This window comes from Caulobacter segnis ATCC 21756, from assembly GCF_000092285.1.
Classification (GTDB): domain Bacteria; phylum Pseudomonadota; class Alphaproteobacteria; order Caulobacterales; family Caulobacteraceae; genus Caulobacter; species Caulobacter segnis.
Genome location: NC_014100.1, coordinates 921,580 through 935,473, shown reverse-complemented (window position 1 = coordinate 935,473; position 13,894 = coordinate 921,580). Strand labels below are relative to the sequence as shown.

At 68.3% G+C, this 13,894-nt stretch carries 12 protein-coding genes and 2 pseudogenes; 7 read left to right on the top strand and 7 right to left on the bottom strand.

Going from position 1 to position 13,894, the window contains the following annotated elements:
• Window positions 1–170 precede the first annotated feature (170 nt).
• Window positions 171–1,226, bottom strand: coding sequence for a DUF2855 family protein (locus CSEG_RS04335; RefSeq protein ID WP_013078042.1), 1,056 nt, complete (start codon window positions 1,224–1,226; stop codon window positions 171–173).
• Window positions 1,227–1,379: 153 nt separating this feature from the next.
• Here CSEG_RS04335 and CSEG_RS04330 point away from each other — a divergent pair, with 153 nt between their 5' ends.
• A complete protein-coding gene (locus tag CSEG_RS04330; RefSeq protein ID WP_013078041.1) occupies window positions 1,380–2,276 on the top strand; it encodes an EamA family transporter in 897 nt (298 codons plus the stop codon).
• A gap of 42 nt (window positions 2,277–2,318) precedes the next feature.
• Here CSEG_RS04330 and CSEG_RS23165 read toward each other — a convergent pair.
• Window positions 2,319–2,408 (bottom strand): annotated as a pseudogene (locus CSEG_RS23165) (hypothetical protein); the annotation flags it as partial.
• A gap of 53 nt (window positions 2,409–2,461) precedes the next feature.
• On the opposite strand from CSEG_RS23165, the gene CSEG_RS04325 reads away from it, so the two are divergent.
• Complete coding sequence (locus CSEG_RS04325) at window positions 2,462–3,610, top strand: epoxide hydrolase family protein (protein WP_013078040.1); 1,149 nt, start codon at window positions 2,462–2,464, stop codon at window positions 3,608–3,610.
• Between the two features lie 169 nt (window positions 3,611–3,779).
• On the top strand, window positions 3,780–4,802 hold the full coding sequence (locus tag CSEG_RS04320) for a beta-eliminating lyase-related protein (RefSeq protein ID WP_013078039.1): 1,023 nt from the start codon (window positions 3,780–3,782) through the stop codon (window positions 4,800–4,802).
• A gap of 12 nt (window positions 4,803–4,814) precedes the next feature.
• On the opposite strand, the gene CSEG_RS04315 is transcribed toward CSEG_RS04320, so the two are convergent.
• Both CSEG_RS04315 and CSEG_RS04310 read right to left on the bottom strand, forming a co-directional pair.
• Complete coding sequence (locus CSEG_RS04315) at window positions 4,815–6,647, bottom strand: putative bifunctional diguanylate cyclase/phosphodiesterase (RefSeq protein WP_013078038.1); 1,833 nt, start codon at window positions 6,645–6,647, stop codon at window positions 4,815–4,817.
• 178 nt (window positions 6,648–6,825) lie between these two features.
• The gene (locus CSEG_RS04310; RefSeq protein WP_013078037.1) at window positions 6,826–7,185 is read right to left on the bottom strand and encodes a phage holin family protein; all 360 of its coding nucleotides are present in this window, start codon (window positions 7,183–7,185) and stop codon (window positions 6,826–6,828) included.
• 88 nt (window positions 7,186–7,273) lie between these two features.
• On the opposite strand from CSEG_RS04310, the gene CSEG_RS22455 reads away from it, so the two are divergent.
• Both CSEG_RS22455 and rpoH read left to right on the top strand, forming a co-directional pair.
• Window positions 7,274–7,378: a hypothetical protein gene (locus CSEG_RS22455; RefSeq protein ID WP_106907060.1), complete on the top strand. Its 105-nt coding sequence runs from the start codon at window positions 7,274–7,276 to the stop codon at window positions 7,376–7,378.
• Window positions 7,375–8,271 carry an RNA polymerase sigma factor RpoH gene (rpoH, locus tag CSEG_RS04305; protein ID WP_082769603.1) on the top strand — a complete coding sequence of 299 codons (897 nt, stop codon included), beginning with the start codon at window positions 7,375–7,377 and terminating at the stop codon, window positions 8,269–8,271. Before CSEG_RS22455 ends, rpoH begins: the two co-directional genes overlap by 4 nt.
• Window positions 8,272–8,345: 74 nt before the next feature.
• Here rpoH and CSEG_RS22810 read toward each other — a convergent pair.
• Window positions 8,346–8,528, bottom strand: a pseudogene (locus CSEG_RS22810) (hypothetical protein); the annotation flags it as partial.
• Here CSEG_RS22810 and CSEG_RS04300 point away from each other — a divergent pair.
• Both CSEG_RS04300 and CSEG_RS04295 read left to right on the top strand, forming a co-directional pair.
• Window positions 8,508–9,224 (top strand): alpha/beta fold hydrolase, encoded by a 717-nt coding sequence (locus tag CSEG_RS04300; RefSeq protein ID WP_013078035.1) that lies wholly within the window; start codon window positions 8,508–8,510, stop codon window positions 9,222–9,224. The pseudogene CSEG_RS22810 and the gene CSEG_RS04300 overlap by 21 nt on opposite strands.
• Before the next feature lie 123 nt (window positions 9,225–9,347).
• On the top strand, window positions 9,348–11,648 hold the full coding sequence (locus CSEG_RS04295; protein WP_041538182.1) for a TonB-dependent receptor plug domain-containing protein: 2,301 nt from the start codon (window positions 9,348–9,350) through the stop codon (window positions 11,646–11,648).
• Between the two features lie 87 nt (window positions 11,649–11,735).
• On the opposite strand, the gene CSEG_RS04290 is transcribed toward CSEG_RS04295, so the two are convergent.
• Window positions 11,736–12,542, bottom strand: coding sequence for a response regulator (locus CSEG_RS04290; protein WP_013078033.1), 807 nt, complete (start codon window positions 12,540–12,542; stop codon window positions 11,736–11,738).
• Between the two features lie 83 nt (window positions 12,543–12,625).
• Window positions 12,626–13,774, bottom strand: a complete 1,149-nt coding sequence (locus CSEG_RS04285; RefSeq protein ID WP_013078032.1) for a hypothetical protein — start codon at window positions 13,772–13,774, stop codon at window positions 12,626–12,628.
• Window positions 13,775–13,894 lie beyond the last annotated feature (120 nt).

Genomic DNA, 13,894 nt, shown 5'->3' with positions numbered 1-13,894 from the left:
GGGCGGGCGTTTTTGTTTGGGGTTTGCGCCCCCTCCGTCTCGCTGCGTATCCGCAGCGATCCACCTCCCCCGCTTCGCGAGGGAGGATGGAGCCGCTTCCTCCTCACCCGTAAAACGGGGGAGGTGGCGCGGGCGGATACGCGCCGTGACGGAGGGCGCGCTCTTGCGCCCTAAGGCCGCAGCACCACGCCCACGTCCGGCGCGGCCCCGCCGTCGACCTGCTCCAGATAGGCCGCGCGGATCGCTTCGGGGCCTCGCCCTTCCTTCACCGTCAACCACCGCGCCGCGTCGGCGACGAAGGGCGTCCAGGCCGCGCCGTAGCGTTGCTCGAACGCGCCGCCCGCCCAGTCCTGGCGACGCTTGGCGATTCGGTCGGGGGCGAAGAAGAAGGCCGGCGTCGGGCCCGGCAGCTGCGCCTGTTCGCGCGGGACCTCCCAGTGCGTGCCGCCGACCAGGATCGAGGCCTTCAGGTCATCGCCGAACCGGCGGTGCACCGCGCCCAGCACCTGGCTGTCGCCGGCGAAGTCGACGAACACCGCGGGCGTCGCGATCGGCGCGCTGGCGATGTCGTCGTAGAGGACCACCTGATCGTAGAACCCGAGCCCCTCGACGAAGGCCTTGTTGCGGGGCGAGGTCAGGCCGACGACCTTGACGCCGCCGCGCCGCTTCAGCAGCGCCGCCAGGGCGATGGCGGTCTTGGACGAGGCGCTGGACAGCACCACGCTGGCCGCGCCGTGGAAGCTGGCCTCGTCCAGCTGGTCCTCGATCAGGAACGAGGTCATGAACAAGGGCTGCAGCAGGGCGCGATAGGCCTCCAGCGGCTCCTCGGCCCCGACGACGGCGTACTGGTTGTAGATCACGGCCATCGGCTGACGATGCGGGGCGGCGTCGAGGAAGCCGGACTTGCCCGCCCTCGCCTGAACCGTCAGGTGCGTCGACATCGGCCAGTAGCCGTAGAACCGCTGGCCCACGGCGATCTCGGGATGGGCGCTGGCCTCGACCCGCGCGTGCCCCCAGACCGGCACCCGGCCAAAGCCCTCCGGCGCCGGGAAGAAGTCCCAGTACCGCATCATCTCGCCGAACACGGCGTAGGTGATGTTGTTGGCGGTCAGGGCGAAGCTCTCGATCGCCAGCCGCACCTCGCCGTCGGTCAGCGGCGCGGACGCGGTCTCGCGGATCTCGGCGCGGCGCAAGTCGTCCTTGGCGACCAGCAGGTCCCAGCCCATGGCGTTCTCTCCCTGTTTGTCGGGGAGGCTAGGCGGAGGCGCGAAAAGCGTCAAACGCGCGTTCGTCGGCAAGCATTGTCACGAGGACAATGTTTCCATTGCTCGGAGGCGTCCGACGTAGCAATCCAAGCCATCCCCGCCGACGGAGCGCCCATGTCCCACGCGTCCCTGCCCTTGCGCCACTTCCTGCTGGCCCTGGCCGTGGTGGCGGTGTGGGGCACGAACTTCGTGGTCATCCGCGTGGGCCTGGATCACCTGCCGCCGCTGCTGTTCGCCACCCTGCGCTTCACCCTGGTGCTGTTGCCAATGGCGTTCTTCGTCAAGCGCCCGCCGGTCTCCTGGGCCAACCTCGCGGCCTATGGCGTGCTGATCGGCGCGGGGCAGTTCGGGCTGCTGTTCGTGGCCATGAAGGGCCACATCTCGCCGGGCCTGGCCTCGCTGGTCGTGCAGACCCAGGTGTTCTTCACGATCGGCATGGCGATGCGGATCAATCGCGAGCCGATCAAGCCCTTCCAGATCGCCGCCCTCCTCCTCGCCGCCTCAGGCATCGTGCTGATCGCCGCGCACGGCGGCGGCTCGGCGACGCCGCTCGGCGTCGTCCTGGTGCTGTTGGCGGCCGCCAGTTGGTCGGGCGGCAACATCGTCGCGCGCCAGGCTGGGACGGTGAACATGCTGGCCTATGTGGTCTGGGCCAGCCTGTTCTCGATCCCGCCGCTCTTCGCGATGTCGCTGTGGCTGGAGGGCTGGCCGGCCATCGTCAAGGGCGTGACCCAGGCCGACGCCCTGACCTGGGCGGCCGTCGCCTGGCAGGCGGTGGGCAACACCATGTTCGGCTACGCCGCCTGGGGCTGGCTCTTGGCCCGCCACCCGGCCGCCACCATCACCCCGATGGCCCTGCTGGTCCCCGTGTTCGGCATGGGCGCCTCGGCCCTCTTGCTGCACGAGGCCCTGCCCGCCTGGAAGCTGATCGCCGCGGCCCTGGTGCTGACCGGCCTGGCGGTCAACATGCTGTGGCCGAAGGTGCGCATGCGGTTCGCCACGGCGGCTTGACCTCCCAATTTCCGTGTCATCCCGGAAGCCTCGCAGAGGCTATCCGGGACCCAGGGGCGACAAGCGCTGAGTTCCCGCACCCCCTGGGTCCCGGCTCTCCGCTGCGCTGCGGCCGGGATGACACAGTTTGATTTGACCTCCGTCGGGGAAATCGAAGGACCCTCCCGCAAAACAGGGAGGCCGCCATGGCGACGCCGTTCGAGGTGAACTGGACCCGCGACCAGGTCGACAAGGTCCTGGGCCAGGTCCGCGCCTACGAGTTCCCGCCCGCCCCAGAGGGCGGCGGTTGGGGCTATGGCTGCGACGCCGATTTCCTGAAGGACCTCTGCGGCTACTGGACCGACGGCTTCGACGTCGGCGCGGTCCAGGTCAACCTCAACCGCTTCCCGCAGTTCACCGCGACGATCGAGGACCTCGACATCCACTTCGTCCACGTGGTCGGCGAGGCGAAGGGCAAACGCCCGCTCTTGATCACCCACGGCTGGCCGGGCAGCCATTTCGAGTTCTGGGACGCCATCGAGCCGCTGGCCTTCCCCTCGCGCCACGGCGGCGATCCGGCCGACGCCTTCGACCTGGTCATCCCGTCGCTGCCGGGCTTCGGCTTCTCGGGCAAGCCCAAGCGGCCGCTGGGCCAGCGCGCAACGGCGCGGCTGTTCAACACCCTGATGACGCAAGAGCTGGGCTACGATACCTACCTCGCTCAAGGCGGCGACTGGGGCGGGCTGGTCACCTCGTGGCTGGGCCTCGATCACGGCGCCCACGCCAAGGCCATCCACCTGAACATGATCGGCCTGCGCCCCGCGGGCCCGCCCCAGACGCCGGAGGAGATCGCCTGGATCACCGGCTTCGGCGCCCAGATGGACCTGTGGGGCGCCTATTTCCGCCTGCAGGCCAGCAAGCCGCAGTCCGTCGCCTGGCTGGGCGCGAACAACCCGGTCGGCCAGGCCGCCTGGATCCTGGAGCGCTTCCACGACTGGGCGGACCTGTCGACCAAGCCCTTCGAGCAGGTGTTCACGCGCGACCAGCTGCTGACCAACGTCATGATCTACGTCATGACCGGCAGCTTCACGACCGGCGCCTGGTACTATCGCGCCCTGCTGGAGGAAGGCGGGCCGGTGCTGGCCGAGGGGCAGCGCTGCGAGACGCCGACCGCCTTCGCCAACTTCCCCGGCGAGAGCATCTACAAGCCCCCGCCCCGCTCGTGGGCGGACCGGGCCTACAACATCACGCGCTGGAGCGAGATGCCGCGCGGCGGCCACTTCGCGGCGATGGAGGAGCCAGGGCTGTTCGTCGAGGACGTACGGGCGTGGGCGCGCGAGCTCCCTTCCCCTTGATGGGGAGGGGTAGGGGTGGGGTGATGCGGCGGTAGACGTCACGCGGGCGGTCAGCGCGGCAGTCACCCCCATCCCCGCCCTTCCCCCATCAAGGGGGAAGGGAGATTCTGGACGGGCCTCTTTCGTCGTGGCATGCGGGCGCGGCCCGTATCCAGGAGTCCGCGTCGCCATGGCCCGCTACGATTTCGCGTCCGACAACGTCGCCGGCGCCATGCCCGAGGTGATGGAGGCCCTGGTCGCCGCCAACGCCGGGACGGCCTCGGGCTACGGGACCGACCACGTCAGCCGCGCCGCCGGCGACCGCATCCGCGCCCTGCTGGACGCCGACGCCGAGGTCCGGTTCACCGCCTCGGGCACGGCCGCCAACGCCTTCGCGCTCACCCTGCTGGCCCAGCCGCACGAAGCGGTTCTGGCCCACGAGCACGCCCACATCTGCACCGACGAGACCGGCGCCCCCGGCTTCTTCGGCCAGGGCGTCGGCTTGATCGGCCTGCCGGGCGCCTCGGGCAAGATCGAGGTCGCGGCGCTGGAGGCGGCGCTGGCCAGGCCCGAAGTGTCGTACAACCAGCCGGCCAACGCCCTCTCCCTGACCACCGCCACCGAGTACGGCACGGTCTATTCGGAGCAGCACCTGCGAGCCCTCGTCGCGCCGGTGAAGGCCAAGGGCTACGGCGTCCACCTGGACGGCGCGCGGCTGGCCAACGCGGCGGCCGCTGGTTTCGACCTGAAGAGCGTGGCGAAGATGGGCGTCGATATCCTGGTCATGGGCGGCACAAAGGCCGGCTCGACCCCGACCGAGGCCGTGGTGTTCCTGAATCCCGCCCACGCCCGCCGCCTGGATGCGCGTCTCAAGCATGCCGGCCAGCTGGTGTCGAAGGGCCGCTTCCTGGCCGCTCCGTGGCTGGGCCTGCTGGGCGAGGACGGCGGCGCGGGGCCTTGGGCCGCCCGCGCCGCCCACGCCAACGCCATGGCCCAAAAGCTGGCCGGCCTGATGCCCTTTCCGATCAAGCACCCGGTCGAGGCCAACGGCGTCTTCGTCGAGATGGACGAACCCACCCTGGAGCGCCTGCGCGGCGAAGGCTGGTTCGTCTACCGCTTCCTGGACGGCACGGTGCGCTTCATGTGCTCGTGGGCCACGACGTCGGAGATGGTGGAAGAGCTGGGCGCGGCGCTGAAGCGGGTGGCGTCCTAAGCGCCCCCTCCGTCACGCGGCCGCGCCGCGCGACACCTCCCCCGTACGCTCCGCTACGGGTGAGGAAGATGACATCCCATCCTCCCCCGCCTGCGGGGAAGGTGGATCGCCGCTTTGCGGCGAGACGGAGGGGGCGCTCTGGCGCTCCCCCTCAGCCCCCAGCATCTTCGCGATCTCGTCCGCCGGCGCCGGGCGGCTGATGAAGTAGCCCTGGATCTCGGCGCAGCCCTGGCCGCGCAGGGCGTCCAGCTGGGCCTGGGTCTCGACGCCCTCGGCCGTGGTGGTGACGCCCATCGAGGCGCCGAGGTCCAGCACCGCCTTGATGATCGCCAGGGCGTCGCTGTCGTGCAGGATGTCGCGGACGAAGGTCTGGTCGATCTTGATCTTGTCGAACGGGAAGCTGCGCAGATAGCTCAGCGAGCTGTAGCCCGTGCCGAAGTCGTCCATCGAGATCCGCACGCCCAGCGCCTTCAGGTCGTGCAGCATGGTCATGTTGGCCGCGTTGTCCTGCAGGAGGACCGACTCGGTGATCTCCAGCTCCAGGCGCTGAGCGGGCAGGCCCGAGGTCGCCAGGGCCGAGACGACCGTGGCGACCAGGCTGCGGTCGCGGAACTGGGCCGGCGACAGGTTCACGGCCAGCCGCACATGGTCGGGCCAGCGGGCGGCCTCGGCGCAGGCGGCGCGCAGCACCCAGTCGCCCAACGGCACGATCAGGCCGATCTCCTCGGCCAGGGGAATGAAGTCGGCGGGCGAGACCATGCCGCGCTCGGGATGGCGCCAGCGCAGCAGCGCCTCGCAGCCCGTCACCCGCTCGTCGCCCAGGTGATAGAGCGGTTGGTAGAACAGCTCGAACTCGCCGTCCTGCAGCGCGCGGCGCAGGTCCAGCTCCAGCGCCCGACGCGCCTGCAGCTGTTCGTCCATGGCCTGCTCGAAGAAGTGGAAAGCGCCCCGGCCGTCGCCCTTGGCGCGGTAGAGGGCCATGTCGGCCTTCTTCAGCAGTTCGTCGACGTCCTCGCCGTCGTAGGGCGCGGCCGAGACGCCGACGCTGGCGCCGATCACCACCTGGTGACCCGCCAGGTCGAACGGCGCGGCCATGGCCGTGACGATGCGGGCGGCCAGGCGCGTGGCGCCGGCCATGTCCGTCAGCCCCGTCTGCACCACCGCGAACTCGTCGCCGCCCAGGCGCGCGACGGTGTCGCCCTCGCGCACGCAGCGTCGCAACCGCTCGGCCGCCTCGCGCAGCAGAGCATCGCCCAGCGGATGGCCCAGGGTGTCGTTGACGGTCTTGAAGCGATCGAGATCGATGAAATGCACCGCCAGCTGGTCGCCCTTGCGCGCCCTGCGGGCCAGGGCCTCGGTCAGCGACTTCTGGAACAGCACCCGGTTGGGCAGGTCGGTCAGCGGGTCGTAGTGGGCCAGCCGCGCGATCTGGGCCACGCCCCGACGGTTGGTCTCGTTGCTGGCCTGCAGCAGGGCCAGCACGGTGCCAACCCCGAGATAGCGCTCGCGTTCGGTGACGATGAAGCCCCGCAGCAGGTCCGAGGCGCGATAAGAGAGACTATCGGTGGTGAACTCGGAGAGTTCGGTGTCGGCGTCGACGATCAGCGGCTCGCTATCCATCAGGGCCGAAATCGGCCGATTGGCGTAGAGGGCGCGGCCATACTCAGCCGCCATGCGGAGGAAGAAGGCGTTGCGCTCGACGATGCCGATCGGCCGATCCTCGCCATCGACCACCGGCACGATCAGGGTGTCCGGCTCCTCGCGAAAACGCTCGTACAGCGTCCTGCCCAAATCGTCCTGGCGCGCCGGCGCCAGCGAAGAAACCGTGTCCCGCAAAGTGAACATACATACGCCTCCACTACAGGCGGCGAAGGACCATTTCTCGGCTAACGCCGCGCTAATGGACGTGCTCTCGAGGGATCATTTCGCGAAATCTTCATGGCCATGTCACAGTGTTTGCAGGCCTGTTTACCGTGATCTTGGCGAAATCACGCAAAACGGCGCCTGGGGCTGCTGGGGCCTTCTAGTCCCGCTCCGCCCGCGCCTCGCCCAGGAACGCCTGGCCGATCCAGCTGACGACGCCCGTCACGATCGCGACCTGGATCCCCGCCCACAGGCCCGGGACGCGAAGGCCGTCCAGCAGCCAGTCCACGATCCCGATCATCGCCGCGTTCACGACCAGCAGGAACAGCCCCAGCGTGACGAGGGTCAGGGGGAAGGTCAGCACCGTGACCACCGGCCGCACCACCGCATTGACGACACCCAGCAGGAAACCGGCGATGATCAGCGTCGTCCAGCCGTCGGCGGTGACGCCCGGCACGATGCGCGCGGCCAGCCAGAGGCCGGCGGCGGCGATCAGGATGCGAAGAACGAAGCGGATCATCTCAAGCCCTCTTTCCCTTACGAAAGCCACGCGTCCAAACTGTCGCCGCATTCGTACAATACCCAAGCAGGCAACTCGGACATTACAAATGCGTTACCGCTCTTCCACCCGTCGTTTCGCGAACTATCTATCCCCTCGTGTGGGGGATGATCGCGCGCGATTGGCGAGCGGATCCGCACGCAAGGGGATATAAGTACGATGGCCGTGAATTCTCTATCGGTGATGTCGCCGGACGGCGGCCTGTCTCGTTACCTAACCGAGATCCGCAAGTTCCCGATGCTGAGCAAGGACGAAGAGTTCATGCTCGCCCAGCGCTGGAAAGAGCATCAGGACCCGCAAGCCGCCCACAAGATGGTGACGTCGCACCTGCGCCTCGTGGCCAAGATCGCCATGGGCTATCGCGGCTATGGCCTGCCGATCGGCGAAGTGATCTCCGAAGGCAATGTCGGCCTGATGCAGGCGGTCAAGAAGTTCGAGCCCGACAAGGGCTTCCGCCTGGCCACCTACGCCATGTGGTGGATCCGCGCCTCGATCCAGGAATACATCCTGCGCTCGTGGTCGCTGGTGAAGATGGGCACGACCGCCGCGCAGAAGAAGCTGTTCTTCAACCTGCGCAAGGCCAAGAGCCAGATCGCCGCCTTCCAGGAAGGCGACCTGCGCCCTGAACAGGTCAGCGCCATCGCCACCAAGCTGGGCGTGCTGGACAGCGAGGTCATCTCGATGAACCGCCGCCTGTCGGGCCCCGACGCCTCGCTGAACGCGCCTCTGCGTTCGGACAGCGAGAGCGAGTGGCAGGATTGGCTGGCCGACGAGGAACAGGTCTCCCAGGAGACCCGGGTCGCCGAGGACGAGGAAAAGTCGCTGCGGATGTCGCTTCTGGAAGAGGCGATGGTCGAACTGACCGACCGCGAGCGCCACATCCTGACCGAACGCCGCCTGAAGGACGACCCGACCACCCTGGAAGAACTCGCCGCCCAGTACGGCGTCAGCCGCGAGCGGGTTCGCCAGATCGAGGTCCGGGCGTTCGAAAAGCTGCAGAAGACCATGCGCGAGGCGGCGATCGCCAAGAACATGGTCGAGGCCTGAGGCTTCGGTTCACCGCATTAAGACGAAAGGGCGCTCCTCGGAGCGCCCTTTTTGTTTCCGCCGTCATTTCCAGCACCATCCGTCATTCCCGCCCTTGTGGCGGGAACCCCTGGTTCAGCTGACACAAGAGACGCAAGCGGACCGCCAGCGGTCCGCCCCTCCCGCCCTTGCGGCGGAGAGAGGGGTTCCCGCCACAAGGGCGGGAATGACGGAGATTTATGGGTTATGAGCGAGTTATGCCCTCCCACCTCCCCCAACTGATCCTCCTCCCCGGCCTGCTGAACGACGCCGAGCTATGGCGTGACCAGATCAGCGGCCTTTCCGACGTCGCGCGGGTCTGGGTTCCGGACCTGACGCCCTACGCCACCATCCGCGAGATGGCCGAGCATGTGCTGGCGGGCGCCGAGCCGACCTTCGCCCTGGCCGGTTTCTCGATGGGCGGCTACGTCGCCCAGGACATCGCCCGGATCGCGCCGGAGCGCATCGAGCGCCTGGCCCTGCTGGACACCTCGATCCATGTCGACACGCCCCAGCGCGCCGCCCAGCGTCAGGCGCTGAACAAGGCCGCGGCCAAGGGCGGCACGTTCCTGGGCATCGGCCAGGCGATCATGAAGAGCTATATCGACGCCTCGCGCCTGGACGACGCAGAGCTCACCGGCCGCATCGTCGACATGACCCAACGCCTGGGCCGCGAGGTCTTCCTGCGTCAGAACAGCCTGGAGCGCGAGGACGGCGAGGCGGCGCTGAGGGCGCTGCGGGTCCCGCTGGTGATCATCGTCGGCGAGAACGACCAGATCACCCCGGCCGAGGGTCATAGGGCCATGGCCGCCGCCATCGGCTGCACGCACCTGGTGGTGATCCCCGACACCGGCCACATGGCGCCCATGGAGGCCCCAGGCCCCGTCAACGGCGCGCTGCGCCATTGGCTGGCGCGCCCGGCGGGCAAGCGGTAGCCGGGCGCCTTCAAGATTCTGCAACAAAAGCGTCAGCGAAACATCGCGTCCCAAAACTATGCCGACCCCTAGGGCTGTCCAGGCGCGCCTGCTCAAGAGCGCGCGGCCAACAAGGGGATTAGGATGAAGAAGACCATGCTCTTCGCGCTGGCGGCGTTCGCGCCGCTGGCCCTGGCGTCGGCCGTCAGCGCCGCGCCGGATAGCGCGCCGGCCGACGCGCCGATCGCCACCGCCGACGAGCCGACCCTGGCCTCCGCGGTCGTGGTGCAGGCCAAGATCGCCTATCGCAACCGCAGCGAATCGACCGCGCCGGTTCTCGACTACGGCCTCGACTACTTCCAGCGCTTCGAGCCGCTGACCGTCGGCGACGCGCTGAAGCGCGTGCCCAGCGTGTCGTTCCTGTCGGACGTGCTGGAGTCGGACGGCGTGCGCCTGCGCGGCCTCGACCCGGCCTACACCCAGATCCTGATCAATGGCGAAAAGGTCCCAGGCTCGGGCTCCAGCTCGGGCGCGTTCGGCGCCGGCGCCGACCAGGCCTTCTTCGTCGACCGCATTCCGGCCGAACTGATCGACCACATCGAGATCGTGCGTAGCAACAGCGCCAACCGTAGCGGCGACGCGGTGGCCGGCGCCCTCAACATCGTCCTGCGCGACGCTCTGGCGCTGGACGGCGGCTATGTCCGCGTCGGCGCCCTTCGCTTCGACGACAAGCGCGTGCGCGAGGTCATCGGCGCGGTGTGGGGCGGCCAGGTCGGCCCCGGCCGGCTGCTGATCGGGGCCAACGTCCAAGGCCGCCGCAACCCCAAGGAAAAGCTCAGCCTCCGCTATGACGAGCCGGGCGCCAGCCTGAACAACAACGAGGTCCAGACCGACGTGCGCAACGGCACGGACAGCTCGTTCAACATCGCCTACGACGTCCCAGTCGGCCCGGGCCAGCTGTCGGTGAACGGGTTCTACGTCCACACCGATCGCTATCAGAACGAAGACTCGATCGAGTACAGGAATGGCGTCGAGACCGCCGCCAACCTCCTGACCATCAACGACAACAACGTCGACATCCAGCAAGACAGCTACGCGCTGAACGGCAAGTACAAGTTCCCGATGGCCGGCGGCGAGACCAGCATCAAGCTGGGCTACGCCGCGTTCCAGAACGATGAGTACGAGTTCGAGTACGAGACCGAATATCTGCGCGACTCCACGCCGTTCCCGGACGGCGATCGCTTCACCGGCGACCGCGCCAAGACGCGCATCACCGACGATGAAGTCAGCGCCAAGCTGGAGCACAAGCGCGAGCTGGCCGCGGGGACCGACCTGGAGTTCGGCGTCCAGTACGAAGGCAAGCGCCGCGACTCGCGCGTCAGCGAGGTTCCGCGCAACCGCTACAACCTGCCGGCCGCGACCCCGCCGGCCTACAAGCCGTTCGACATCACTAGCAAGGCGCGGTTGGAACAGACCCGCATCGACCCCTACGTGATGCTGTCGGGCCGCTCGAACGGCCTGAAGTGGGAAGCGGGCCTGCGCTACGAGACGACCGACGTCACGGTCCAGGACTTCGTGATCAACGAAAAGACCGACAAGGACTACAGCGTCCTGCTGCCGTCGGCCTCGATCCGCTACAACCTGACCGGCGTCGACCAGATCTACGCCTCGATGGCCCGCACCGTCCGCCGGGCCGGCTTTGAATATCTGTCGCCGGTGACGCTCGAAGAAGAACTCGGCGACAACGACTTCCGCGGCGACCCGACCCTGGAGCCGGAAAAGGCCTGGGGCGTCGACGTCGGCTACGAGCGCCGCATGGGTCGCGACGGCGTGTTCGGCGTCAACCTGTTCTATCGCGACATCAAGGACCTGATCGAGATCTACAACACCGGCGCGCCCGGCTCGGCCAACGATCCGCCGGACGACGTGACCTGGCTGTACTCGGCCCGCAACACCGGCGACGGCAAGGTGTACGGGATCGAGTTCGACCTCTCGACGCCGCTGTCGTTCATCGGCTTGGACAACACCGGGGTGTTCCTGAACTACTCCTACCTCGACAGCGAGGTGAAGGACGAGTTCGGCAAGCGTCGCTTCAACAGCCAGGCGGAGTCGGTGTTCAACGTCGGCTTCATCCAGGACATCCCAGCGTTCGGCGCCGCCTTCGGCATGACCTATCGCAAGCAGGGCGAGGCCTATAGCCGCGTCGTCGGCGAGGAGGTGACCACCACCTATGGCGCCGACCTCGAGGCCTTCATCGAGAAGCGCATCGGCAAGACCATGGTCGTGCGCCTGACCGGCTCGAACCTGCTCGACGCCGACAAGAAGGAAACCTTCAACAAGTTCACCACCATCGCCGACCAGCGCGGCCGCTCGTTCGACGAGTACGAGCTGGAGCGGGAAAAGGCCGGTCCGGTGGTGCAGCTAACCGCGCGCATGGCGTTCTAAGGCGTCCGCCAAGGCCAGATAGAGAAGGCGGCGCCCTGACCGGGGCGCCGCCTTTTTTTGTCGAGCCGTCTAAGCGCCCCGACGGCTCTACGCCGCCCGGCCCTTGTCTTCCGGCGACATGAAGCCCATCAGCGCGTCGATGCGCTTGACCAGGTCGACGCGGCCGCCAGGACCGGCGAGGTCGGCCTGGGTGCAGGTGGCCAGGGCGGCGGCGGCCTGCAGCAGGCGGTTGTCCTTGACCGCCTCGCCCACGCGACGGAGCTCCTCGGCCTGGGCGGCCAGGGCGCGGCGGGCCTGGGCCGGATCGGTGTCCAGCGCCGCGGCGGCCGACTTGACGATGCGCAGCGCCTGCGAGAGGCGCGCGGCGGGCGTGTCGGCCGCGGCGTCGGCCTTGCGCTTGCGGGGTCCGCGATAGTCGGCCGAATTGAACCGGCGGCGATCGGGGCCGACATAACCCACGCCCTCGATCCAGTCGCGCGGCTTCAAGGTCACGGCCTCGAGGCGGCGCTCGAGATCCTTGATGTTGAACGGCTTGCGCATGAACTCGTGCACGCCGGCGTCGCGGGCGCCGAAGATGATGTCGGCGGTGGCGTCGGCGGCGCACATGATGATCGGCGCCTCGCGGCAGACCAGATCGCTGCGGCGGATCTTGCGGGTGAAGGCCAGGCCGTCGACGCCCGACTGGGCGTGCTCGACGAAGATCAGCTGCGGATCGACCGCGCGGGCCATCGCGTAGCCCTTCTCGGCGGTCGGGGCGGCGAACATCTCGACAGCGCCCAGCGGACGCATGTGCTCGGCCAGCAGGCGCGCCATGGCGGGGTTCGGATCGACGACCAGAACCCGCTGCACCTTGGCGGCGACACGTTGGAGAGTGCGGACGTTGCCGTCGAACACCAGACCCGAGGCTCCCTGATAAGGACAGCGACCCTAGGCGCGGAACGTTAAGATTCCGCTCGCCAAGCCGCCCGGGCGTCGCTTCAGGGGTGGAGGGGGATGGCCAGGCTGGTCTCGAAGTCCTGCAGGATGTCGATCGCCTCCTCCGCGCCGGCCGTCAGGGGCTGGCCTTCGGGAAAGCGGTAGCGCCAATAGCTGGCGACGTGCGCGATCGCGCCGACCCGCTCGCCGAGGTTCAGGAACAGCTCCGGCGCGCCCAGCAGGAAGTCACGGAACGCCTGCGGCCGGCGGTTGTGAACCAACTGCTCGAAGGCGTCGTCGTAGATCTTCAGCGTGCGCAGGATCGCGTGGCGTTCGACGGGGAGCGCTCCCTGCAGCCTGCGCCGGGCCACGGCCACGTAGCGCTCGTCCGCCTCGTCGCGCAGCCCCGTGACCTCCAGACGGCCAAGCTCGTCGCAGATCTCGGTCAGACGCGGCCACAGCCGGGTCAGCATCCATTTGTAGTAGAGCAGGCCCTTCCAGGCGAAGACGCCGTCCTTGAAGCTGTGGCCTTCCATGCCGAGGGTCTGGCGCAGAGGCGACAGGCGCTCGCCGAAGTCCGCCGCCAGCAGCGCCTCGACCATCCGTCCGGACTGAGCGCGTCGCGACCCGCCGTGGTCGCCAAAGGCCAGCTCGATCAGATGACCGATCTCCATGCCGACGAAGCCCTGCATGGCGTCGTAGTCGGCCGGTGACAGCGTGAAGTAGCAGTGCGCGACGGTCAGGTCGTGCTGGCGCAGGTGCTCGCGCAGCAGGAAGGGATCCAGCGAGGGCAGCGCGTCGATGGCGTTCAGCACGGTGAGGTCGCGGGTCAGTCGGCCCGAGGCGTTGCACGCGTCGGCGAGCATCTCGATCCAGCCCCGCTGGCCGACGAACACCGACCGGCCGCCCAGGCCCAGGTCCGAACGGTCGAACGGGATGATGATCTTGGTCGCCAGCGGGCGGACTTCGTCGAACAGGTAGACATCGTCGTTGCGCACGCGGTGCTTGAGGATCAGGGCGCTGTTGAGGATGCGGTTCCGAAACAGCGGATGCTCGGCGTATTCGGGGCGGTGACCGCTCTTGGCCTCGATCTCCACCAGGTTCAGCACCCGGCTGGTCGAGCCGGTATGGGCCAGGGCCCGCAGGCTGCGCGCCAGGCGGTCAGCCGCATTGATGGGCTTGGTTTTGCGACGGGGCGCGATGGCGGACACGACTTCCCTCGGAACACTCGAGAGCCGTCAGTTTCCGATGAAAACATCAGAAACGGATGAACAGGCTCTCTTTCTAACCCTTAGAACGTGCCAGCGTCTTACGCGCCTGCGCGCTAACAA